This window comes from Spirosoma sordidisoli (assembly GCF_004138325.1).
Classification (GTDB): Bacteria; Bacteroidota; Bacteroidia; order Cytophagales; family Spirosomataceae; genus Spirosoma; species Spirosoma sordidisoli.
The window spans coordinates 617,092-636,830 of the sequence record NZ_SBLB01000002.1 but is presented as its reverse complement, the minus strand read 5'-3'; the positions used below and the strand labels follow the sequence as shown (position 1 = coordinate 636,830).

Here is a 19,739-nt window from a genome sequence, read left to right as displayed (position 1 = left end):
CTAATCCTGACAGAACCATGAAAAAGAACATACTACTGGGCATCCTGCTGATGGCGGGTCTGAGTGCCTGCAACGTCCTGGAACAAACCCCTGAGTCTAACTTTACCCCTACCAATTTTTACCGGAACGCCGACGATGCCAAAGCCGCCGTCAGCACGGTTTACGACCCGCTGGCGTCGCCCAACCTCTACGCCCAGGTCATGTGGATCATTCAGGATCAGGCTACCGACGACGCCGAATGGGGCGGAGGACGGTCAACGGCCAACCAGCCTAAAAACGATCTCGACAAATACACCTTTACACCCGCCACCAGTACCTTTCAGTCCGTATGGACTACATTGTACCAGGGCATCAACCGGGCCAACACGGTAATAAGCCGACTACCTGCCATCCCGATGGACGAAGCGCTGAAAGCCCGCTACATTGCCGAAGCCCGGTTCATGCGCGGCTTTTATTACTTCACGCTGGTTCGCCTGTTCGGAGGAGTGCCGCTGATCACCACCGAAACCACCTCCCTGAACAACCTGACCGTTTCGCGGGCGCCGGTGGATGAGGTGTACCGCTTCATCGTTCAGGATTTCACCGAGGCCGAGACTACTTTGCCAGCTACGTACACGGGTATAGACCGGGGCCGGGCCACGAAGGGAGCGGCCAAAGCCTTTCTGGCCAAAGTATACCTCACCCGCCAGGACTGGCCCCGGGCTGCGGCCAAAGCAAAAGAAGTAATCGATCTGGGTATATATGACCTGTGGGCTACTTATAATGAAGCGTTTCTGATTGCCAACAAAAACGGGAAAGAGTCGGTATTTGAGATGCAGGCCCTGGGCGGTGGTTTTAACGAAGGCAGCTGGATGCAGGGCTACATGCGCCCCAATTTTGACCGGGTCAACGGGGTAGCTGGTTTCGGCGATGATCCGGTTACGGAAAACCTGTACCGGACCTTCAGCCCGACCGACAAACGGCGCGACGTTACCATCCGGCTTTACTCATCTACCTCTACGCCAGCCGCCCCGGCCAGTGTGCAGTTTCCCGGTTATGTGTATAAATACCTGGACCCTGCCGCAACCGCTAACGGCGACGGGAGTAATAACTTTCCCATTGTCCGCTATGCCGATGTGCTGCTGATGTATGCCGAAGCCCTCAATGAACAGGCAGCTGGGAATGCCGAGGCTTACGCGGCTGTTAACCGGCTGCGACGGCGGGCTGGACTGACCGACCTGACGGGGCTGAGCCAGGATCAGTTTCGGGATGCGGTCCTGCTCGAACGGCGGCTCGAACTGGCTTTTGAGGGGCATCGCTGGTACGATCTGGTGCGGACCAAACGGCTCATCACTGCCATAAAAGCGCAGAACCCGAGCATCAACGTGCAGGAGCGGCATTACCTGTTTCCCATTCCGCAGACAGAGCGTGACGTAAATCCCGCGCTGGACCAGAATCCGGGTTATTGATTAATCAGTTATAGATTCGTTCGTATGACTACCCTAAACTCCTTTTTCACTGCCTTTCTCGGACTGGTTTTACTGACCAGCAACACCCCGCCTGCCCATCGGCCCACCGCCGTCCGGCGCGCCGACGTTATTATCTATGGCGGTACGTCGGCAGCGGTTATAGCCGCCGTGCAGGTCAAAAAAATGGGGAAATCCGTTCTGGTCGTTTCGCCCGATAAACACCTCGGCGGGCTTTCGTCGGGCGGGCTTGGCTTTACCGATACCGGCGATAAGTCGGTCATTGGTGGTCTGGCCCGCAACTTCTACCAGCGGCTGTATGACCACTACCAGAACGACAAATCCTGGAACTGGCAGAAGCGGAGCGAATACGGCAACAAAGGACAGGGAACACCCGCTATCGACGGGGCCGCCCGAACGATGTGGATTTTTGAACCGCACGCAGCCGAACGTGTTTTCGAGGAGTATGTCCGCGAAAATAAACTCACCATCTACCGCGACGAATGGCTCGACCGCACGGCCAGAGGTATCCAGAAAAAAGGCAGCTCCATTCAGTCATTCAGGACGCTGAGCGGTGCGATCTACGAAGGCAGGATGTTTATCGACGCCACCTACGAGGGCGACCTGATGGCGCTGGCCGGGGTAAAATACCACGTAGGACGCGAGGCCAACAGCGTTTACGGCGAAACCTGGAACGGCGTACAGCCCGAGGTTTTTCAACACGGCCATCACTTCAAAACCAATGTAAGCCCCTACGTAGTACCCGGCGATCCTAAAAGCGGCCTCCTGCCCGAAGTCTCGGCAGAGCCTATCGCGGCCAAAGGCTCGGGCGATACCAAGATCCAGGCCTACTGCTTCCGGATGTGTCTGAGTAACCATCCCGACAACCGGGTGCCTTTTCCCAAACCCGCCGGCTACGACCCCAAACGCTACGAGCTGCTGGCGCGCGTATACGCGAACGGCTGGACAGAAACCTTCAATAAGTACGATCCTATTCCCAACCGGAAAACCGACACTAACAACCACGGCCCGTTCAGCACCGATTATATCGGCAAAAACTACGACTACCCCGAAGCCAGCTACGAGCGCCGGCAGGCCATTATCAAGGATCACGAACTGTACCAGAAAGGGCTCATGTACTTCCTGCAGAACGACCCCCGGGTGCCGGCCGATGTACATGAGAAGATGCAGCAGTGGGGTCTGCCCAAAGATGAGTTTACCGACAACGGTGGCTGGCCGCATCAGCTGTATATCCGCGAGGCCCGCCGGATGATTGGCGAGTTCGTGATGAAAGAAGCCGATGCCCTCGGCAAAACCAATGTGCCCAACTCGGTGGGCATGGGTTCGTACTCCCTCGATGCCCACAACGCCCAGCGTTACGTGAAAGCAGACGGTTTTGTGCAGGACGAAGGCGATATTGGCGTTCATCCGGATAAGCCCTATTCCATTGCGTACGGCTCTATTGTGCCTAAAGAAGCGGAGTGCAATAACCTGCTGGTGCCGGTCTGCATGTCGGCCTCACACATTGCCTACGGGTCTATTCGGATGGAACCCGTGTTTATGATTCTGGGACAGTCGGCCGCTACAGCCGCGGTGCTGGCAATCAACAACAAGGTATCTCCGCAGCGGCTCCCGTACGCTACGCTGAGACCAGTGCTGGAGAAAGACGGGCAGAAACTCACCCTGTAATCTAGTGAGGCTTATTTATCCTGATAGACCGGCCGCGTAAAGGGCGGCTGGCGCAGGAGATGGAAGGAATTCTCATCGCCCATGGAGACAGCCCGGCGTAAATCGCTTTCGGCCTGGGGCAACTGACGAACCTGGATTCGGGCCAGAGCCCGCCAGCGATAGGCATCGGCTTTCTCGTCGCGAAAATGCCAGACGGCTTTGTCAAACTCCCGGAAAGCGTCGGTATACTGCTCAATTTGATAAAAGGCAATACCCCGGTCGAGGTAACAGTCGGCCAGGGTATTGTCGCGATTTACGGCCTGGGTCAGGTCGTAAATCGCCGAGTAGTAGTTTTGCTGGGCCAGCTGGCATTTGCCCCGGCAGGCGTAGGCCAGCGCCGACTTCGGATACTGTCGAACGGCGTCGTCGAAATACCGGTGTGCTTCTTCAATCTCTCGCTTCAGGATCAGATCAATGCCTTTTTGAAACCGCTTACGGTCTTTATCGGTAGGCGTGTCATGGTCTACCAGATAATACCGGATGGTCAGATACAGCACGAACAAAACACTAACCAGTGCAACTTCCATAACACAGTCCGATTTTTACACCCTGCGAATTTAAAAAGTTAGGCCCGTACGGGCAAGCCGCCTGCTCACATTAACTGCTCCCGAACAGCCTTCGGCAGGCTTTTTCGGACCAGCTCGTACGAATGATCAATCCACTCCTGGATGTCACTGCTCCGAACCCGTCCGTCTACCGTTATCGTATTCCAGTGCACCTTATTCATATGATAGCCGGGCTGCACTGACTCATAGGTTTCGCGGAGCTGAACGGCCCGCTCCGGGTCGCATTTCAGGTTCAGCGTGGTGGGGCGGCTTTCGGTATCAAGCAGAGCAAATATTTTGTTGCCTACTTTAAAAACGAGCGTTGCCTCATCAAACGGAAATGACTCTGTAGTACCGGGTTTGGCCAGACAGTAGTCGCGCAGTGTTTCGGTATTCATAACCCAGTGAAAAGCAGACTACCGGGTGCAGGCCCGAAAAATCATGACGCCTACGCAGAACAGAAACATGATGATGGAAATCCGGTTGATGCCATGCATCATGCGCAGATTGACGTTGGTCGGGTGGCTGGGATCAGGCTTCCGGAATACCCGAAGGAAATACGCGAAAACAGGACCAATTTTGAGGTAATCTAAGATACGGTTCATAGGTTGTCGCAGTCGGGTCCCGGCACGCATCGGTCACGAACCCGCCCTGTAGAAGAACAAACTTTACGGTCTGTTCGATCAAAATGTTTCAACTTTTTCGGGCTCTATCCACCGACTATCTTCCCGGATCAGCTCAATCAGTTCATCTACGGCGCGGTCGGCCGGCACCGACTTCTTGATGACCTGCTGCCCCCTATAAAGCGCAATCTTATCGCGCCCGATGCCTACGTAGCCGTAGTCGGCATCGGCCATCTCGCCGGGGCCGTTTACGATACAGCCCATAATCCCAATCTTCACCCCCTTGAGGTGATCGGTCCGCTGCCGGATCATGGCCGTTGTCTCCTGCAGATCGAACAGCGTTCGGCCACAGGATGGGCATGAGATGTATTCTGTCTTGGTAATGCGCGTCCGGGCGGCCTGTAAAATACCAAAGGCCAGTCCGTTCAGGCGTTTGAGGGTATCGGCCTCGGGCTGAGCAGCCACCGACAGCATCAGCCCATCGCCAAGTCCGTCAATCAATAGCCCGCCTACATCCGTAGCTGCGTACAGGGGTACGTTTTCTTCGGCTACGTCAGCATAGCCCCGCTCGATGACGACCGGCACTGTTATACCCTGGTTCATCAGCTCGACGAACAGCCGGCGCAGCTCAGGCATAGCCTGGGTATTGTCTGTATGAATGAGCAGGACTACCGTTTTATCGTCGCGCAGCTGAGCCAGCAGCGACGGCGACAGCTCAGCCAGGGTCAGCCGCACGATGTTGAGCCGGTTGTGCAAAGGGCCTGACCCCTGCCGGGCGGCCTGGTACTGCGCAACGGTCAGCAGGGGTACTATGTTAAGCCGGTCGCCTGCCGACTGCCAGATGGTATAGTCCTGAATTTCTTTCAGGCCATTGGGCAGCATAAATCCGGCGGGTCGTGAACCGGTGTAGACGTAATCGGCACCCAGGTCGTTCATGCGCCACTTGTCCGGAACGGGCAGGTAAAAATGACCGATGGGATGCAGCACGTCATGTTCCTGAACCGGCGTATGGCTGAAATCGGCAATAACCCGCGGCACGTGCTGACCACCGAAGTTAGACACATCGTGGGTGATTCGGCGGGCGTACTGAAACGGGTTGATTGGGTAGGTCGTTACCGGTTGAATGGGCCGGACACCCGTCGACGGATCCTGCGATACCCGGCTGGTATACCGGTCGATCAGGGCTTTGGCTACGGGGGCTTCGCGCTCCGGCTCTTCGGTCAGTGACACCCGAACCGTATCGCCGATGCCATCTTCGAGCAGGGTGCCGATGCCGAGAGCCGACTTGATCCGTCCGTCTTCGGCTTCGCCGGCTTCGGTTACGCCCAGGTGGAGCGGGTACGGCTTCAGCCCTTCTTCGTCCAGCCGCTGCACCAGCAACCGATACGCCTGTACCATCACCTGCGGGTTGCTGGACTTCATCGACAGAACGATGTTATAATAGTTCTCGTCTTCGCAGATCCGCAGGAATTCGAGCGCCGACTCAACCATCCCAACGGGCGTATCGCCGTAGCGGCTCAGGATCCGGTCCGATAGCGAACCATGGTTTGTTCCGATGCGCATGGCCGTGCCGTACTCCTTGCAGATACGCACCAGCGGTAGAAATTTTTCCCGAATACGATCCAGCTCGGCCGCGTACGTAGCATCCGTGTACTCAATGAATTCGAAGCGCTTCCGGTCGGCATAGTTGCCCGGGTTGATACGCACTTTCTCAACGATCCGGGCGGCCAGCTCGGCTGCGTTCGGGGTAAAGTGGATATCGGCAATCAGCGGGGTGGTATAGCCGCGGGCCCGCAGCTCTTTGCGAATATTCTCCAGGTTCTGCGCTTCTTTAACCGATGGGGCCGTAATCCGTACGTATTCGCAGCCAGCCTCGATCATTCGAATCGTCTGTTCAACTGATCCGGCAGTATCCATCGTATCGATGGTGGTCATCGACTGCACCCGTATCGGATAATCGGACCCCATGGGCACGTTGCCGATGGTAACCGGAATGGTTTTCCGACGGGTGTATTGAGTCAGCGAAGGCGTGTAAAGCACCGGCGCATCGGGCGTGGCCGTGGCAATGGAGGGAGTAAGCAGCGAATCGAGCATACGAGTGTCGGCAGGGCCGTTTGTCAGGGCAAAGGTACGGAAAAGGGTGGTTTCCGTTTCGTTGCCCATCTGCCAGAACAACAGTAAGCTTTTCTGAAATGTTCGGTTCAGGCAATACGGCTAAACCCGGATATAAGGCTGTCGATTAAGCCGTTGCAGGGGTTTGGACAAACAATTGCCAAACGGCATCGGTTAAAACGTAAACAGGATGTCCCCGACTATGATTCGTATTTCTGGTTGGGAACGCTACCAAAGTCAATCAACTCAACACATTATGAAAACCAACGTATTTTCAGCACTGGTTCTGGTGCTTCTGATGTCGGCAGGTGCCTACGCCCAGGACAGCACCGGCATGACCCGCCGTGAACTCCGCAAACAGGAACGCATGGAGCGTAAAGCCCGGGTTAAAGGCTCGATGAAAGAAACCGGCCGTAATTTGGGCGATGCCGCTACCGAAGTAGGCCGTGGTGCCAAAGAAACCGCCAAAGATGCTGGCGATGCCATCAACCGGGGCGTCGACAAAGCCGGTAACGCCATCGAAAGCGAGGCCGACAAAGTGAAAGCCCGGCGCGAAGCCAAACGGGCCGCCAAACGGGATACCCTGTAAGTCTTTTACGCCTGCTGACGCTGTGCCTACAGCGTCAGCAGATACCGGATGGCCAGTTCGTAGCCAGTGAGGCCTAATCCGGCAATTACCCCTTTACACTTGGCCGACAGGTAGCTGTGATGCCGGAACGACTCCCGGGCGTGTACATTGGATATATGCACCTCTACCGCCGGTGCCGTTACTGCCGATAAAGCGTCCGCCAGGGCAATCGAGGTGTGCGTATATGCTCCCGCATTGATCACAATGCCATGGATATCAAAGCCCAGCTCGTGAATTTTGTCGAGCAGTTCACCCTCATGATTTGATTGAAAATAGCGCAGCTGTACATCAGGAAACAGCGGCTCAATACTTTTCAGGTAATCGACAAACGAGCGATTACCGTAGATATCCGGCTCCCGTTTGCCTAAGAGGTTCAGGTTGGGGCCATTAATGATTAAAATCGATTTCATACTGATTTTACGGGTCTGGGCGTTTGGTTGGCGGTTTCGCCGAATACTGCGTACTTCGTGACGGAGTCGCTGGTGCGGCTGTTAACCGATCGTTTCCTGTGTGGCAAAGTTATATAAACGCCTTTAAGAACTACCTCAAGCTTGAACGCTCCCTGGCCGAAAACTCAATAGAAGCGTATCTGCACGACGCCGAAAAACTACATGAGTACATTTTACTGACCGACCCCGCGCTGTCGCCCATGCAGGTGTCGGAGAAGCAGCTAATGAACTTCCTGAAGTATCTGGGTGAGCTTGGTCTGTCGGCACACAGCCAGGCGCGGATGCTGTCGGGGCTCAAATCCTTTTTCAAATACCTGCTGCTCGAAAACCTCATCCAGCACGACCCGACGCAGCTGCTGCAGTCGCCCAAGCTTGGCCGCAAACTGCCCGACACGCTTAGCTTCCCCGAAATCGAGTCCATTCTGGACGCAATCGACCTGTCGACACCCGGCGGCACCCGCGACCGGGCCATGCTCGAAGTGCTCTACAGTTCGGGATTGCGGGTCTCGGAACTCCTGAACCTGCGGCTTACGAACTGCTACTTTACGGAAGGGTTCATCCGGGTGCTGGGCAAGGGCGATAAGGTCAGGCTCGTACCTATTGGTCAGGATGCGATGCACTATACCCGTATTTATGTGGACCACGTTCGTTCGCAGCTGCCCATTCAGAAAGGAGATGAAGACACCATTTTTTTGAACCTGCGGGGCCGGCAACTCTCACGCATCACCGTGTTTACAACGATCAAGAAACTCACCGCCGACGTAGGTATTCAGAAAACGATAGGCCCCCATACCTTCCGGCACTCGTTTGCCACCCACCTGATCGAAGGCGGTGCCGATCTGCGGGCCGTACAGCAGATGCTCGGCCACGAATCCATCACGACCACCGAAATCTACACCCACCTCGACCGTGATTACCTTCAGCAGACGCTGCGCGAATACCACCCCCGGAGCCGCCGACATTGAAAAACCCGGCAGGCCATCCAGTTCTACCGGCTATCATTCGTAAACCTGTTCCTAGTCTTTTAGCTACACATGGAATACTTCAACCAGCTTTTCGACCAGCCCGACCAGTTGCCAGTCCATTGGTACGATCACGAATTTGAGCAGTGTACGTTCAGGAAACTTGATCTATCGCAGCAGGTGCTGGCCCGGTCAAATTTCACCAATTGCCAGTTCGACACCTGCAATCTGGCCGGGTGCCAGGTGAAGAACACCAAATTCGACGATGTTCATTTTGCCCACTGCCGGTTGAGCCAGGTCGACTTCAGCTTTTGTAACGCCTTTGCCTTCCACGTCGATTTTGAGGAGTGTCAGCTCGACTACACGGTTTTTCTAAGCCGCAACCTGAAAAAGACGCGCTTCGTGGACTGCTCGCTGAAAGAAGCGCATTTTCTCAAGTGTGACCTGACGGGCGCGGTCTTTAAACACTGCAATCTGGAACTGGCTAAGTTTGGCGAGAACAACCTGACTCAGGCCGATTTTTCAACCTCCTACAACCTGCGCATGAACCTGGACGACAATACGGTGAAGAAAGCCAGGTTTTCGCTCCACAACCTGCCGGGCCTCCTCGCCCAGTACAACCTCACCATCATCGAGTAACAAATCATTCATCATTCAAAAAAAGTCCCTGCCATCGAATCGATAGCAGGGATCTCCCAACCTAACTAACCCAAAACTACATGAAATACTAGGCCTCAGCCGTGGCTTTATCGCCCACGAACTGCTGGTGTTGATGTTTGAACAGCAGATTGAACGAGGTCAGACTGCCGTATATTTTGGTGATATATTGTTGAATATTAATCTTCTGTTCGTCGTCCAGTTCGCTGGCGTTGACGCGCTGCTCAAGCACCCGCAACCGATCCCGGATCAGCACGATTTTGTGAAAAAATCCGTCTATTGGCATCTCTTTTGATGCCAGGTCTGCTCGTCCCGGTTTCAGAATAAGTTTGCCGCCTTTCCATTTGTCTCCCATCGGTACGGTTTCCATCGACTCGGCTCCGGTTTGCGCCGACCAGCGCATCAGCACCCGCATCATGGCCTGCTCGACATCGAGCAAACTCACCAGATCACTGTCGGGCTCGATAGCCTCCACAACGGTCAGTGGCGTATCGAATTTGAGTACCTTCACGCCGTCTTTCTGAAACGTAATGACGTAGGCCGTCGGTTTGACATTAATCACGACGCCATCGCCAAACTCATCATGGCAAACACGTGACCCAATACCTAGTATTGTTAACATACAAGTTACAGTATTTTTCAACCACATAACTTAAAACAAACCTCGTGCCAGAATTACTCTAATCAGTGACTCTTCCGTAAAATATTCCTGACTGTTTTTTTTCTTTATGTCTGATACCCTTGCGCTTACCTGTCAGAAGCACCTCTTCCGATTACCTAACAACATTCATTATCTCAACTGTGCCACTCGTTCGCCGTTCAGCCTGCGGGTCGAACAGGCTGGCCACGATGCCCTGACCCAGCAGGCGAATCCGTTCGGCCTGCACCCCGACGATTTTTTCAGCGGGGCTGTCCGGGTTCGGGCGTTGTTTTCAGCGCTGATTAACAATCCTGATCCGGACCGAATTGCGGTTATTCCGTCGGTGTCGTACGGGATGGGGGTAGTTGCGAGAAACCTATCCCGCAAACCGGGCCTGCAGGCTGGCCAGCGGATCGTTCTCATTGGTGACGAGTTTCCGAGCGATGTGTATGCCTGGGACCGGGTATCGAAAGAATTGGGGCTATCCATTGACGTCGTCAGTATGCCCAGCCGATCTGAAGATGCTTCCCAGCCGCTGGGCGAACGCTGGAACGAACGGCTGCTGAACGCCATCGGGCCCGATACAGCCCTGGTTGTGGTACCTCCTGTTCACTGGATGTATGGCACTCGGTTCGATCTGGAAGCCATTGGGGAGCGAGCCCGTTCGGTGGGTGCCTGGCTGGCCGTTGACGGAACCCAGTCGGTGGGCGCGCTGCAGTTCGATCTGCAGGCTGTACAGCCCGATGCGCTGATCTGCGTGGGATACAAATGGCTGATGGGCCCCTACTCGCTGGGACTGGCCTATTACGGCCCCGCCTTCGATGACGGCATTCCGCTCGAAGAAGGCTGGGCAAACAGACTGGACAGCAATCAGTTTCATCGGCTCACCGAGTATCAGCCCGCCTACCGCCCTAAGGCGTACCGATACAACGTGGGCGAATCGACCCATTTTATTCAGATGCCCATGCTCGAAGCCGCCTTAACGCAACTCAACGACTGGAAGCCCGAGCGGATTCAGGCCTATACAAGCATGCTACTAGCCAACGCCTGGCCTATTCTGGAAACGCTCGGCTGCCGGGTCGAGCCCGTTAATGGTGCCCGCGGCCGGAGTCACCACCTGGTTGGGGTATGGCTGCCCGAACAGGCCGATCCGATGGCGGTATCCCAGGCGCTCCAGGCCAGAAATGTGTCGGTATCGGCCCGCGCCCGCGTGTTGCGCATTGCCCCGCACGTGTACAATACGCCGGACGACGTAACCGTGCTGACGGATGTCTTGCAGGAGGTACTTCGGTAAATCTACCTGTTGGCTGCTTCAGCGCCCTGCCCCGGCTGATCGGCAGCACGGGGCGGGCTAACTCGACAGAAGCTCATGGCTTTACAAAATTCCGGGCATTAAATCGCACATTTTACCCGTTAGCGTGTTTCTTCTTCAGGGAGAGGGCCAACTTTGCCCTCATTTTTCAATGACAACTTCAATTAAAGACCTTACCCCCCGGCAGATCGTTGCCGAGCTCGATCAATATATCATAGGGCAGCACGACGCCAAACGAAACGTTGCGATTGCCCTTCGTAACCGGTGGCGCCGGATGAACAGCGTTGCGGACATGCAGCGTGAAATCACGCCCAACAATATCCTGATGATCGGTGCTACGGGTGTCGGGAAAACCGAGATTGCCCGGCGGCTGGCTAAAATTGCCGACGCGCCGTTTATCAAAGTCGAAGCGTCTAAATTTACCGAAGTCGGTTACGTAGGCCGTGACGTAGAGAGTATGGTACGCGACCTGGTCGAGCAGTCGGTCAATATGGTGCGGGCGGCTAAGAAAGAGGCCGTACAGGTCCGGGCTCAGCAGGCCGTTGAAGATGCCATTCTAGACATTCTGATTCCGCCCGTCAAGCCCGTCAATGGGCAACCTCACCTTGGTTTCGAGAATGAGAAGTCGGACCCGGACGCCGAGCTGAACGAACGGACCCGCGAGCGCTTCCGCGATAAGATCCGCTCCGGCGAGATGGATGACCGGAAAATCGACATCGACGTGCAGCAGACCCAGATGCCCAACATCGGCGTTATGGGCGGAGCCGTTGACGACCTGTCGATGATGAACATTCAGGAGATGCTGAGCGGCATGATGCCTAAACGGGGCAAAAAGCGCAAGGTGACCATTGCCGAAGCCCGCACCATCCTGCTGGAAGAAGAAGCGGCCAAACTCATCGATATGGATGAGGTCAAGGAAGAAGCCATCCGAAAAGCCGAAGATGCCGGCATTATTTTCATCGATGAGATCGATAAGGTAGCCTCGGCCCGGTCAGGCAATGGCGGTGGAGGCCCTGACGTGAGTCGTGAAGGCGTACAGCGCGACCTGTTACCCATTGTGGAAGGCAGTGCGGTAAACACCAAGTACGGCGTTATTCATACCGACCACATTCTGTTCATTGCTGCGGGGGCTTTCCATGTTGCCAAGCCGAGCGATCTGATTCCGGAGTTGCAGGGCCGCTTCCCGATCCGGGTCGAACTACAGAGCCTGTCGGAAGACGATTTTTACCAGATTCTGAAAGAACCCAAGAACGCGCTGACCAAACAGTACGAAGCCATGCTACAGGCCGAAAACGTAAGCCTGAATTTTCAGGACGACGCCCTGCGCGAACTGGCTCGTATTGCGTTTGAGGTCAATCAGGACGTTGAGAATATCGGCGCCCGCCGGTTGCAGACCGTACTCAGCCATCTAATGAACGACTTTATGTTCGACATTCCCGACGTGATCGGTGCCAACGCGCAGGTAGTGGTAACCAAAGAACTGGTCGGCGAGAAGCTGAACGGATTGGTCAAGAACCGGGATCTGAGCCAGTTTATTCTCTAGCATTGTCAGCCGGGTGGTGGCTGACGCCATCCGGCTGAACCGGCAGCAACCAGTCCTCGCCAGTATCCGCGAGATGCGGGTTCAAATCAATAACTCAATCTGAAGGGTGCTCATCAGGGCCGTCACCATCGCGTGGGTTAGCGGCTTGGTATGGTAGGCCAGCACATTCGGAAATTCATCGCAGCGCATCCGGTCCCGATCGCTGGTGGAGGAGGAAAGAATGATGACCCGGTTGGTCAATCCTGCTTCCTTCATTTTTTCCAGAAATCCCCAGCCATCCAGTTCCGGCATGTTCAGATCGAGAAAGATAAGGCCTGGGTTAAGTTGTGGCAGTTGAGCGAAAGCCTCTACAGGATCCGTAAAGTCCTGTATCCCGATTGAAATGGGTAAGCGACTCAGTACTTTCTTCATCAGAAGATTGCAGATACTGCTATCGTCGACCAGCATAATAGTAACCATAATCTGTTGCGGGTATTCAGCCCGGGTAGCCAAGCTCTGAATCAATGCTTTTTATGACCTGCTGCAAGGCCGTGTCCAGGTCAGTTGATGTTGTGACGAGCAACGGAAGTATTTCCGTAACCACCTCGTCGGCGGGTAATATTTCGACCATGTAGGTCAGGCTCAGGATGCGCGTAAGAGGCTCGCGAATGATGTGGGCGTGTTGCCGAGATAACTGGAGCAGCTTCGTATTTTTCTCCTCAAGTTCCTGCGTACGACTACGGATAATTTCATCCTGCGTAGCTACCAGCCGGGCAATGACCGCGTTTTTTTCCTGTACTCCCAGCAGCGCCTGTTCAATCTCTTTTTTACTCTTACCCAATTCTTCGATCAGCTGAATCGATAGGAGCTTGGCGTATAAGTTCTCCAGGGTAATTTTTAGAACCGGCACGTCGGTGGACTGAAACTGGCGGTCAAGCCCCGAATAAACCGACACGATAATGCCGGAGTCGGCTGAGAAAACGTTATTCCAGCCCCACAGCTCCGATGGTGTACAGGGTAGTTGCAGAGATAGCTGACGTACGTTTTCCGAGATCAGAGCCTGATCTTCGGTGATGACCGGCACATTATCCGCGAGAAGCCTCTGCTCATACGCCCACATCAGATCAAGCCCGCCAGACCGGATCTGACTACTGACCGGGGTGAGTGAGCAGACGATAACGTACTCCTGCTGATAGAAGCAGAACCGGATCAGCTGGTAGTCGAACAGGTACTTCACCTGCCGCTGTAGACAGGACCTCACCTCCTCCAGCGTCATCGAGCGGCTTAGCGTGCTCGAAAATCGCGATAAGGATTCGTAGATGATACGGTATTTAAACTCCAGGCTGGTAGACAAAGCGCAGTGTTAAGCGTCTATTTCCAATAGTTCGTTGTCGATTCTGATACCGGATATATTGGCAATTGTATTGAGCATATTGACCAGATCGGCCTGGGCCATCAGCTCCTGAATCTCCTGTTCGTCAAATCCAGCGTCGAAAAGCTGCTGAAAATCGTTGGCCGTTACCGAGGCCGAATTAAGGGCAGCGTTCGTTACGACCTTAACCGCTATGCGATAACTGAGTGGAATCAGATCGCTATCCAGGTTCTCCGTGATAACAAAATCACTTCCGAACGATTTGCCCATCGAGTTGGCAAAAATTGAGTGCGCTTTTGCACAATACTGGCACCCCCGCTGGGCCGATACATTGTAAATGATCAGCTGCTTGAGCACATTCGGTACCGACCCCTGAATGAGCGTAGCGCGTAGTTTGGCCCAGTTTCCCCGCAGCAATACCGGGTTACTTCCCTGACACTTAAACCAGTTCAGCACAAAAGGCAAGCCCAATTCCCGCTTCGTTTCGTCGTAAATCTGCTGTACTTCGGGAGAGGCTTCGTTGTAGTGTATAGTTTTGAAAAGAGAAAGTTGGTTCATGAATTGTGAGCGAACAGGAATGAGTTGGCGTAAAGAGTAATGAAGAAATCTACGGTTTGAGCAGATCGATGTTTTCGCTCCAGGCGGTAAAGACCTTGCCTGCAGTGTATTGGCCACCGATAACTTACAAATATATATTTATGGTTAACAAAATAGCATACTTCAAGGTATATTTTACAAATAGTCGTGAAATAAGGCCATTTCCAGGTCGTATTCATTAACCAGATATAGACACTTACCAGTAAAAGACCGTTTTTCGGCTGCTTATCTTTTCATCTGACCGAGAATAGCGACGATCTGTTGGATTGCCCGATCGGTGTCGGCCCGCTTATGGTTCGGCGAATCGAATCGGTTGAACGGCCGTAGCTGCAGTACGAACGTCTCCTCTACCTCCACCTCGTCAAGGGGGGTGAATAGCTTGAAGCCGGTTACTGTCGTAGGAACCAGGCCATGGCTCTGTTTAAAGCGGATGAGCACGGAGGCCAGCAGCCTCTCGACCTGCGGTGACTGGATTCCGGATGCCGGTATGAACCGAACTTCAGCCTGGTTACGGTCTACCAGGGTTTGCTCTTCCGGGGCAAAATGCCCTTCGCAGCTGCTGAACGTCTGCACCAGCCCGGTAGCATTCAGGGCGTCGACCAGCGGGCGGATACGGGCTTCGATTTCCATCAGGCAGTTCGCCGACGTTGGTACCAGGCCAGATAAGCGACAGCACCCAGCGCCAGCACCCCCGAAAAACCGAACGATGCGTCGATGCCCGCCACTCCGGGAACGTGGTTCAGCATCCAGCCCGCGGCAACCGCCCCCAGGCCGATACCAGCTTCCAGCGCAATGTACATGGTCGCCATAGCCCGCCCGCGGGTGTGCTCATCGGCGAGGTCGGCCGTCCAGGCCTGTACGGTCGGCGAGTTCATTCCCGAGGCCAGCCCAAACCCAACGGCAGCCGTCCAGAAATACACCCTGGCGTTGGCGTTGGCTGGATCAACCAGCATCAGCAGCCCCATCGACAGAGCCAGCGCCGTTGTCGACACCAGGAGTACCGGTACCCGCCCATACCGGTCGGAAGTACGGCTGAATACCATCCGAACTACCAGCGAGGCCACCGTATAAACCGTAAAAAATAAGCCTTTATTCGCTATGCCCAGCAGCCCACTCAGGGTCGATACCACCGTCAGCACCGTACCGTAAGACACGGACTGCAGCAGCAGGACCACAAACGGAGGCCAGGCCTGCCAGTCGAAGAGTTCGTCTTTGCGCAGCTTCAGCAACCCAAACCGGAACGGTTCGGGATTAACCAGCGTCTCGGGCATACGGAGCAGAATACCGATCGATAGCAGCGCAAACGCCGAAGAGGTCCAGAACATGACGTTCATCGAAAAATCATCGGCCAGCCAGCTCCCAATGGCCGGCCCCAGCGACATACCCATGGCCGTGAAGAGACCCAGCATCCCCATGGCTTCGCCCCGACGCGTAGCCGGCACCACGTCGGCCACGTAGGCTGCCGTAGCGGTTGGTTTCGTGCCGGTCGAGAAGCCGTGAATCAGCCGCAGCGTCAGAAACCCCCATACCGTCAGCAAATACGGGTACAGGAATCCGCACACGAAACAAACCAGCGAACCAAAGGCCATTACCGGCACCCGCCCGACCGTATCCGTAATTTTACCGCTGAAAGGCCTCGACACCCCGGCCGTGAGGGTAAACAGGGCGATGATCAGACCGACATATTCCCGTCCGCCCAGCCTGGTCAGGTAATCGGGCAGCTCCGGAATCATCATGGAGAAACTTGCCGAGAATAGAAAGTTGCTGATACAGAGCAACCAGAACGAGAACGTGTAGAGGGCTGTACCGTCGGCCTGACGAGGAAATGAGAATGGGCGAACGACCAAAACGAGTTGATTTAGTTCGCCCAAATTTACGCCTTTTTCAGGACATGGCTTACTGGAATCAGCAGGATTTATTGTGGGCTCCCACCGAGCTGGCCACCAGAAAGGCTGATTTATTCCGTTGGCGTGGTGGTGTTACCGCCGTCGAGCACGAACCGCCATTGGCCGTTGCGCTGTCGTTTCCAGACGGTCATGTATACCCCTTCTGCCCGTTTGGCTACGCCCGACTCGCCCTTGCTGGTCAGGAGCCACTGCCCAAAGGTGTAGCCCAGTTCGCCCGACTGAGCCGCATCTGCCTTGAGAACCTGCCAGGTCAGGGTGGTCCCGGTTCGGGGCAGCCGGGCCATCTGGGCCCGCAGCGAATCAAACCCAATGGTGGGCGGAGCGCCCTCGTTGAGTTTGATCGCGTCGTCAGCAGCGTAAGTAGTAAAGGCCTTGGCCATACCCTGTTTTTCGGATAGCATACTAAAGTTCAGATCGGCTTCCCGAATTTCATCGATGGCCCGCTGACGGGTAGCAGCTGCCGGGTTCATAGCCCGTGGACTCTCTACCCGCGAGCGGCACGAATCCGTCAATAAGCCAGTCAGTACAAGAAGAAGTAAGGTGTTCTTCACAAGTGGTAGGTGTTTGGTACAGTTTTGGCGTAAATTTGCGGAATAATACCGTCCCCTCGTTATGTCGCGTAACCTTAAAATTGGTATCTTCCTCACCGTCTCTATCCTGCTAACGACGTTCACGTTTTATTTCTGGCAGATATTCAAAAGCCCTAATCTTCAGGTCCGTGAGAACGATCCGACCTTTGCCCTGCTGATTCCGAAAGGCGCTACGTTCGAGTCGGTCATGGATACCCTCCAGAAGCATAAAGTCATCAATGACGAGATGTCGTTCCGGTTTCTGGCCAAGCTTATGAAGTACCCCGAGCGGGTAAAAGAAGGGCGGTACGAGATCGAACCCCGTATGAGCAACCGGGCTGCGCTGGTCAAACTGCGGAGCGGCAGCCAGGACCCCATGACGGTGACCTTTAACAGCATGCGTCAGAAAAGCGATTTGATCCAGCGGCTGGGCAGCAAGTTTGCCTTTGGCCCGGAATCGCTGGCCGAACGGCTTAACGATCCGGCCGTCTGCCAGAAGTATGGTTTCGACACCACCACCATAGTTTGTCTGTTTCTGCCCAACACCTACGAATTCTTCTGGACAATCAAACCCGACGCCTTCCTGGAGCGTATGGGCTCCGAATATAAAAAGTTCTGGACCCCCGAGCGGAAGGCCAAGGCACAGGCGCTGGGTCTGAGCCAGACCCAGACTCAGGTGCTGGCATCGATCGTTGCGGCCGAAACCAACAAACGTGACGAGCAGCCCCGTGTGGCTGGTGTTTACCTGAACCGGCTCAAACGGGGCATCAAGCTGGAAGCCGACCCCACGGTCATTTTTGCCCTGCGCGACTTCAGCATCCGGCGGCTGCTGAACCGGCAGCTCACAGTCGATTCGCCTTATAACACCTATCGATACGCTGGCCTGCCCCCGGGGCCCATCAACCTCCCCGCCCCGGCCACGATCGACGCGGTCCTGAATGCAGAACAGCACGACTACCTGTATTTCGTCGTCGACGCGCGGTTCAACGGCTACCATACCTTCTCCAAAACTCTTTCAGAACATCTGGCCAACGCCCGGCTTTATCAGCAGGCGCTGACCCGGATGAAAATCATGAAATAAGAGAACACCCGTTTACAACGAATGAGGCAACGGTACTGCAGTAGAGAAACAGGCCGTTGTCTATCCATTAGTCTCCATGTTTGTTTACGACGTTACTGACATTCGCGTACGTTATTACGACACCGATCAGATGGGGGTCGTCTATTACGGCAATTACGCCCGGTTTTACGAGATAGGCCGGGTAGAAGCCCTCCGCCAGCTGGGGCTGAACTACAAAGAGCTTGAAGAACGGGGTATTTCGATGCCGGTGTATGACCTCAGCTCCCGGTTCATTCGGCCGGCCCGGTACGATGATCTGCTGACGGTTCGGGTAACGGTGCCCCAGCTTCCCAAAACCCGCTTTCTCTTCACGTACGAAATCTTCAATCAGCATGGCGTACTGCTCAACACCGGCCAGACAACCCTTGTCTTCATCCGGTCCGATACCGGGCGTCCCTGTCTGGCTCCTGACGATTTGATCGAGCTTGCCAAACCTTTTTTTCAGGAGTAGGTTAAAATCGTGGCTGGTTGTCAATGCAAAGAGGGTTGTTACCAAGATCGGTTCACAACATCTAAAGAACCTGACCAGCCATTACCAACTTCTGACGTTATGTTCGACAAATTAATGAGCTTTGACGCGCTGTCAGGTGCCCGCATCTGGCTGCACGATCATCGTCCGTTCGATTCAAAAACCTCCTGGTACGAGTTTTTGAATAAGATGACGAACAAAGTAATTGAAAACGACACCAGCGAGCGGGCGGCTTCCGTTGCGTACAGCCTGATACTGGCCGTATTTCCAACGATCATCTTCCTGTTCACGCTCATTCCCTACATCCCAATTCCCAATCTGGAGGAGCAGATTATGGCGTTCTTCCAGCGGGTACTGCCGGGAGACACCTTCAGTTCGGTGGCTACGACCATCCGTGACATCATTAGTCGGCCCAGGAGTGGTGTGCTGTCGTTCGGTTTTTTGCTGGCGCTCTATTCGGCCACAAGCGGTCTGGTAGCGCTTATGAATGCCTTTAACTCGTCGCACGAGTCGGAAGACAGTCGTGGCTTCTTCAAAGTTCGGGGCGTGGCTGTGGGGCTCACCTTCACGCTGGCCGTAGCCCTGATTCTGGCCATTGTTGTACTAATTATCGGTGGGGTAGTCAGTGAGTATCTGCTCCGCTTCGGTATTCTGAATAATGTGGTGTTTGTCAACTTGCTGGCCGTAGCCCGTTATCTACTGGTTTTTGCTGTTTTTGTGGGAGCCGTTTCGGTGATTTATCGGTTCGGACCCGACGTCGACATGAAATGGGCCTTTGTCACCCCGGGGTCTATCATCGCATCGGTCCTGATCGTTCTGACAACCCTTGGCTTCTCCTACTACGTCTCCAACTTCGGGTCGTACAACAAGGTATATGGCTCGATAGGCACGCTCATCGCGCTTATGATCTGGATCAACCTTATTTCACTCCTGCTCATTCTGGGTTTTGAAATGAACGTGGCGCTGTATAACCTTGAGGGAGATAAAAACCCCAGTGTTGCCGAGAAAACAACAAACGCCACCTCCAATAGCTGAAGTGGCGTTTGTGAACCCTAACCCATAAATGTAAAAGCACCCTTTTG

At 54.7% G+C, this 19,739-nt stretch carries 22 protein-coding genes; 10 read left to right on the top strand and 12 right to left on the bottom strand.

Annotated elements, in window-relative coordinates:
- Window positions 1-17 precede the first annotated feature (17 nt).
- Window positions 18-1,448: a RagB/SusD family nutrient uptake outer membrane protein gene (locus EQG79_RS11260; protein WP_129601508.1), complete on the top strand. Its 1,431-nt coding sequence runs from the start codon at window positions 18-20 to the stop codon at window positions 1,446-1,448.
- 24 nt (window positions 1,449-1,472) lie between these two features.
- Window positions 1,473-3,134, top strand: a complete 1,662-nt coding sequence (locus EQG79_RS11255) for an FAD-dependent oxidoreductase (RefSeq protein WP_077923424.1) — start codon at window positions 1,473-1,475, stop codon at window positions 3,132-3,134.
- A gap of 11 nt (window positions 3,135-3,145) precedes the next feature.
- On the opposite strand, the gene EQG79_RS11250 is transcribed toward EQG79_RS11255, so the two are convergent.
- The 4 genes from EQG79_RS11250 to ispG all read right to left on the bottom strand — a co-directional run bounded on the left by EQG79_RS11250 (window position 3,146) and on the right by ispG (window position 6,435).
- Window positions 3,146-3,700, bottom strand: coding sequence for a tetratricopeptide repeat protein (locus tag EQG79_RS11250; protein ID WP_077923425.1), 555 nt, complete (start codon window positions 3,698-3,700; stop codon window positions 3,146-3,148).
- Between the two features lie 65 nt (window positions 3,701-3,765).
- Window positions 3,766-4,116: an MmcQ/YjbR family DNA-binding protein gene (locus tag EQG79_RS11245; protein WP_077923426.1), complete on the bottom strand. Its 351-nt coding sequence runs from the start codon at window positions 4,114-4,116 to the stop codon at window positions 3,766-3,768.
- An 18-nt stretch (window positions 4,117-4,134) separates the two neighbouring features.
- A complete protein-coding gene (locus EQG79_RS11240; protein WP_077923462.1) occupies window positions 4,135-4,323 on the bottom strand; it encodes a DUF6728 family protein in 189 nt (62 codons plus the stop codon).
- A 78-nt stretch (window positions 4,324-4,401) separates the two neighbouring features.
- Window positions 4,402-6,435: a (E)-4-hydroxy-3-methylbut-2-enyl-diphosphate synthase gene (gene ispG, locus EQG79_RS11235; RefSeq protein WP_129601589.1), complete on the bottom strand. Its 2,034-nt coding sequence runs from the start codon at window positions 6,433-6,435 to the stop codon at window positions 4,402-4,404.
- A gap of 274 nt (window positions 6,436-6,709) precedes the next feature.
- On the opposite strand from ispG, the gene EQG79_RS11230 reads away from it, so the two are divergent.
- The gene (locus tag EQG79_RS11230; protein ID WP_077923427.1) at window positions 6,710-7,042 is read left to right on the top strand and encodes a hypothetical protein; all 333 of its coding nucleotides are present in this window, start codon (window positions 6,710-6,712) and stop codon (window positions 7,040-7,042) included.
- Between the two features lie 26 nt (window positions 7,043-7,068).
- On the opposite strand, the gene aroQ is transcribed toward EQG79_RS11230, so the two are convergent.
- The gene (gene aroQ / locus EQG79_RS11225) at window positions 7,069-7,491 is read right to left on the bottom strand and encodes a type II 3-dehydroquinate dehydratase (protein ID WP_077923428.1); all 423 of its coding nucleotides are present in this window, start codon (window positions 7,489-7,491) and stop codon (window positions 7,069-7,071) included.
- Between the two features lie 98 nt (window positions 7,492-7,589).
- Here aroQ and xerD point away from each other — a divergent pair, with 98 nt between their 5' ends.
- Window positions 7,590-8,495, top strand: a complete 906-nt coding sequence (gene xerD / locus EQG79_RS11220; RefSeq protein ID WP_077923429.1) for a site-specific tyrosine recombinase XerD — start codon at window positions 7,590-7,592, stop codon at window positions 8,493-8,495.
- 69 nt (window positions 8,496-8,564) lie between these two features.
- The gene (locus EQG79_RS11215; RefSeq protein WP_129601507.1) at window positions 8,565-9,131 is read left to right on the top strand and encodes a pentapeptide repeat-containing protein; all 567 of its coding nucleotides are present in this window, start codon (window positions 8,565-8,567) and stop codon (window positions 9,129-9,131) included.
- A gap of 88 nt (window positions 9,132-9,219) precedes the next feature.
- Here the strand turns inward: EQG79_RS11215 and EQG79_RS11210 are convergent, their stop codons facing one another.
- A complete protein-coding gene (locus EQG79_RS11210) occupies window positions 9,220-9,771 on the bottom strand; it encodes a hypothetical protein (RefSeq protein WP_129601506.1) in 552 nt (183 codons plus the stop codon).
- Window positions 9,772-9,877: 106 nt separating this feature from the next.
- On the opposite strand from EQG79_RS11210, the gene EQG79_RS11205 reads away from it, so the two are divergent.
- The gene (locus EQG79_RS11205) at window positions 9,878-11,083 is read left to right on the top strand and encodes an aminotransferase class V-fold PLP-dependent enzyme (RefSeq protein ID WP_129601505.1); all 1,206 of its coding nucleotides are present in this window, start codon (window positions 9,878-9,880) and stop codon (window positions 11,081-11,083) included.
- A gap of 169 nt (window positions 11,084-11,252) precedes the next feature.
- Window positions 11,253-12,644: an ATP-dependent protease ATPase subunit HslU gene (hslU, locus tag EQG79_RS11200; protein ID WP_077923433.1), complete on the top strand. Its 1,392-nt coding sequence runs from the start codon at window positions 11,253-11,255 to the stop codon at window positions 12,642-12,644.
- Between the two features lie 81 nt (window positions 12,645-12,725).
- Here hslU and EQG79_RS11195 read toward each other — a convergent pair whose 3' ends face one another.
- From EQG79_RS11195 to EQG79_RS11170, 6 genes are all read right to left on the bottom strand, one after another.
- Entirely contained in the window at window positions 12,726-13,103 is a 378-nt protein-coding gene (locus EQG79_RS11195; protein ID WP_077923434.1) for a response regulator, read from the bottom strand.
- Window positions 13,104-13,119: 16 nt separating this feature from the next.
- On the bottom strand, window positions 13,120-13,977 hold the full coding sequence (locus tag EQG79_RS11190) for a hypothetical protein (RefSeq protein ID WP_077923435.1): 858 nt from the start codon (window positions 13,975-13,977) through the stop codon (window positions 13,120-13,122).
- 9 nt (window positions 13,978-13,986) lie between these two features.
- Entirely contained in the window at window positions 13,987-14,553 is a 567-nt protein-coding gene (locus EQG79_RS11185) for a carboxymuconolactone decarboxylase family protein (RefSeq protein ID WP_077923436.1), read from the bottom strand.
- A 264-nt stretch (window positions 14,554-14,817) separates the two neighbouring features.
- Window positions 14,818-15,222: a hypothetical protein gene (locus EQG79_RS11180; RefSeq protein WP_317126247.1), complete on the bottom strand. Its 405-nt coding sequence runs from the start codon at window positions 15,220-15,222 to the stop codon at window positions 14,818-14,820.
- The gene (locus EQG79_RS11175; RefSeq protein ID WP_129601503.1) at window positions 15,222-16,439 is read right to left on the bottom strand and encodes an MFS transporter; all 1,218 of its coding nucleotides are present in this window, start codon (window positions 16,437-16,439) and stop codon (window positions 15,222-15,224) included. The genes EQG79_RS11180 and EQG79_RS11175 overlap by 1 nt, the downstream gene beginning before the upstream one ends.
- Window positions 16,440-16,549: 110 nt before the next feature.
- Window positions 16,550-17,050, bottom strand: a complete 501-nt coding sequence (locus tag EQG79_RS11170; protein WP_236648891.1) for a YybH family protein — start codon at window positions 17,048-17,050, stop codon at window positions 16,550-16,552.
- 61 nt (window positions 17,051-17,111) lie between these two features.
- Between EQG79_RS11170 and mltG the strand changes: the two genes are divergently transcribed.
- The 3 genes from mltG to EQG79_RS11155 all read left to right on the top strand — a co-directional run bounded on the left by mltG (window position 17,112) and on the right by EQG79_RS11155 (window position 19,692).
- On the top strand, window positions 17,112-18,149 hold the full coding sequence (mltG, locus tag EQG79_RS11165) for an endolytic transglycosylase MltG (protein WP_077923440.1): 1,038 nt from the start codon (window positions 17,112-17,114) through the stop codon (window positions 18,147-18,149).
- A gap of 76 nt (window positions 18,150-18,225) precedes the next feature.
- Window positions 18,226-18,639 carry an acyl-CoA thioesterase gene (locus EQG79_RS11160; RefSeq protein ID WP_077923441.1) on the top strand — a complete coding sequence of 138 codons (414 nt, stop codon included), beginning with the start codon at window positions 18,226-18,228 and terminating at the stop codon, window positions 18,637-18,639.
- 99 nt (window positions 18,640-18,738) lie between these two features.
- Window positions 18,739-19,692: a YihY/virulence factor BrkB family protein gene (locus EQG79_RS11155; RefSeq protein WP_077923442.1), complete on the top strand. Its 954-nt coding sequence runs from the start codon at window positions 18,739-18,741 to the stop codon at window positions 19,690-19,692.
- Window positions 19,693-19,739 lie beyond the last annotated feature (47 nt).

Bases quoted from the DNA above. Each gene is read 5' to 3' on its own strand.
- EQG79_RS11260 (WP_129601508.1), top strand. From the start codon at position 18: ATGAAAAAGAACATACTACTGGGCATCCTGCTGATGGCGGGTCTGAGT.
- EQG79_RS11255 (WP_077923424.1), top strand. From the start codon at position 1,473: ATGACTACCCTAAACTCCTTTTTCACTGCCTTTCTCGGACTGGTTTTA.
- EQG79_RS11250 (WP_077923425.1), bottom strand. From the start codon at position 3,700: ATGGAAGTTGCACTGGTTAGTGTTTTGTTCGTGCTGTATCTGACCATC.
- EQG79_RS11245 (WP_077923426.1), bottom strand. From the start codon at position 4,116: ATGAATACCGAAACACTGCGCGACTACTGTCTGGCCAAACCCGGTACT.
- EQG79_RS11240 (WP_077923462.1), bottom strand. From the start codon at position 4,323: ATGAACCGTATCTTAGATTACCTCAAAATTGGTCCTGTTTTCGCGTAT.
- ispG (WP_129601589.1), bottom strand. From the start codon at position 6,435: ATGCTCGATTCGCTGCTTACTCCCTCCATTGCCACGGCCACGCCCGAT.
- EQG79_RS11230 (WP_077923427.1), top strand. From the start codon at position 6,710: ATGAAAACCAACGTATTTTCAGCACTGGTTCTGGTGCTTCTGATGTCG.
- aroQ (WP_077923428.1), bottom strand. From the start codon at position 7,491: ATGAAATCGATTTTAATCATTAATGGCCCCAACCTGAACCTCTTAGGC.
- EQG79_RS11215 (WP_129601507.1), top strand. From the start codon at position 8,565: ATGGAATACTTCAACCAGCTTTTCGACCAGCCCGACCAGTTGCCAGTC.
- EQG79_RS11210 (WP_129601506.1), bottom strand. From the start codon at position 9,771: ATGTTAACAATACTAGGTATTGGGTCACGTGTTTGCCATGATGAGTTT.
- EQG79_RS11205 (WP_129601505.1), top strand. From the start codon at position 9,878: ATGTCTGATACCCTTGCGCTTACCTGTCAGAAGCACCTCTTCCGATTA.
- hslU (WP_077923433.1), top strand. From the start codon at position 11,253: ATGACAACTTCAATTAAAGACCTTACCCCCCGGCAGATCGTTGCCGAG.
- EQG79_RS11195 (WP_077923434.1), bottom strand. From the start codon at position 13,103: ATGGTTACTATTATGCTGGTCGACGATAGCAGTATCTGCAATCTTCTG.
- EQG79_RS11185 (WP_077923436.1), bottom strand. From the start codon at position 14,553: ATGAACCAACTTTCTCTTTTCAAAACTATACACTACAACGAAGCCTCT.
- EQG79_RS11180 (WP_317126247.1), bottom strand. From the start codon at position 15,222: ATGGAAATCGAAGCCCGTATCCGCCCGCTGGTCGACGCCCTGAATGCT.
- mltG (WP_077923440.1), top strand. From the start codon at position 17,112: ATGTCGCGTAACCTTAAAATTGGTATCTTCCTCACCGTCTCTATCCTG.
- EQG79_RS11160 (WP_077923441.1), top strand. From the start codon at position 18,226: ATGTTTGTTTACGACGTTACTGACATTCGCGTACGTTATTACGACACC.
- EQG79_RS11155 (WP_077923442.1), top strand. From the start codon at position 18,739: ATGTTCGACAAATTAATGAGCTTTGACGCGCTGTCAGGTGCCCGCATC.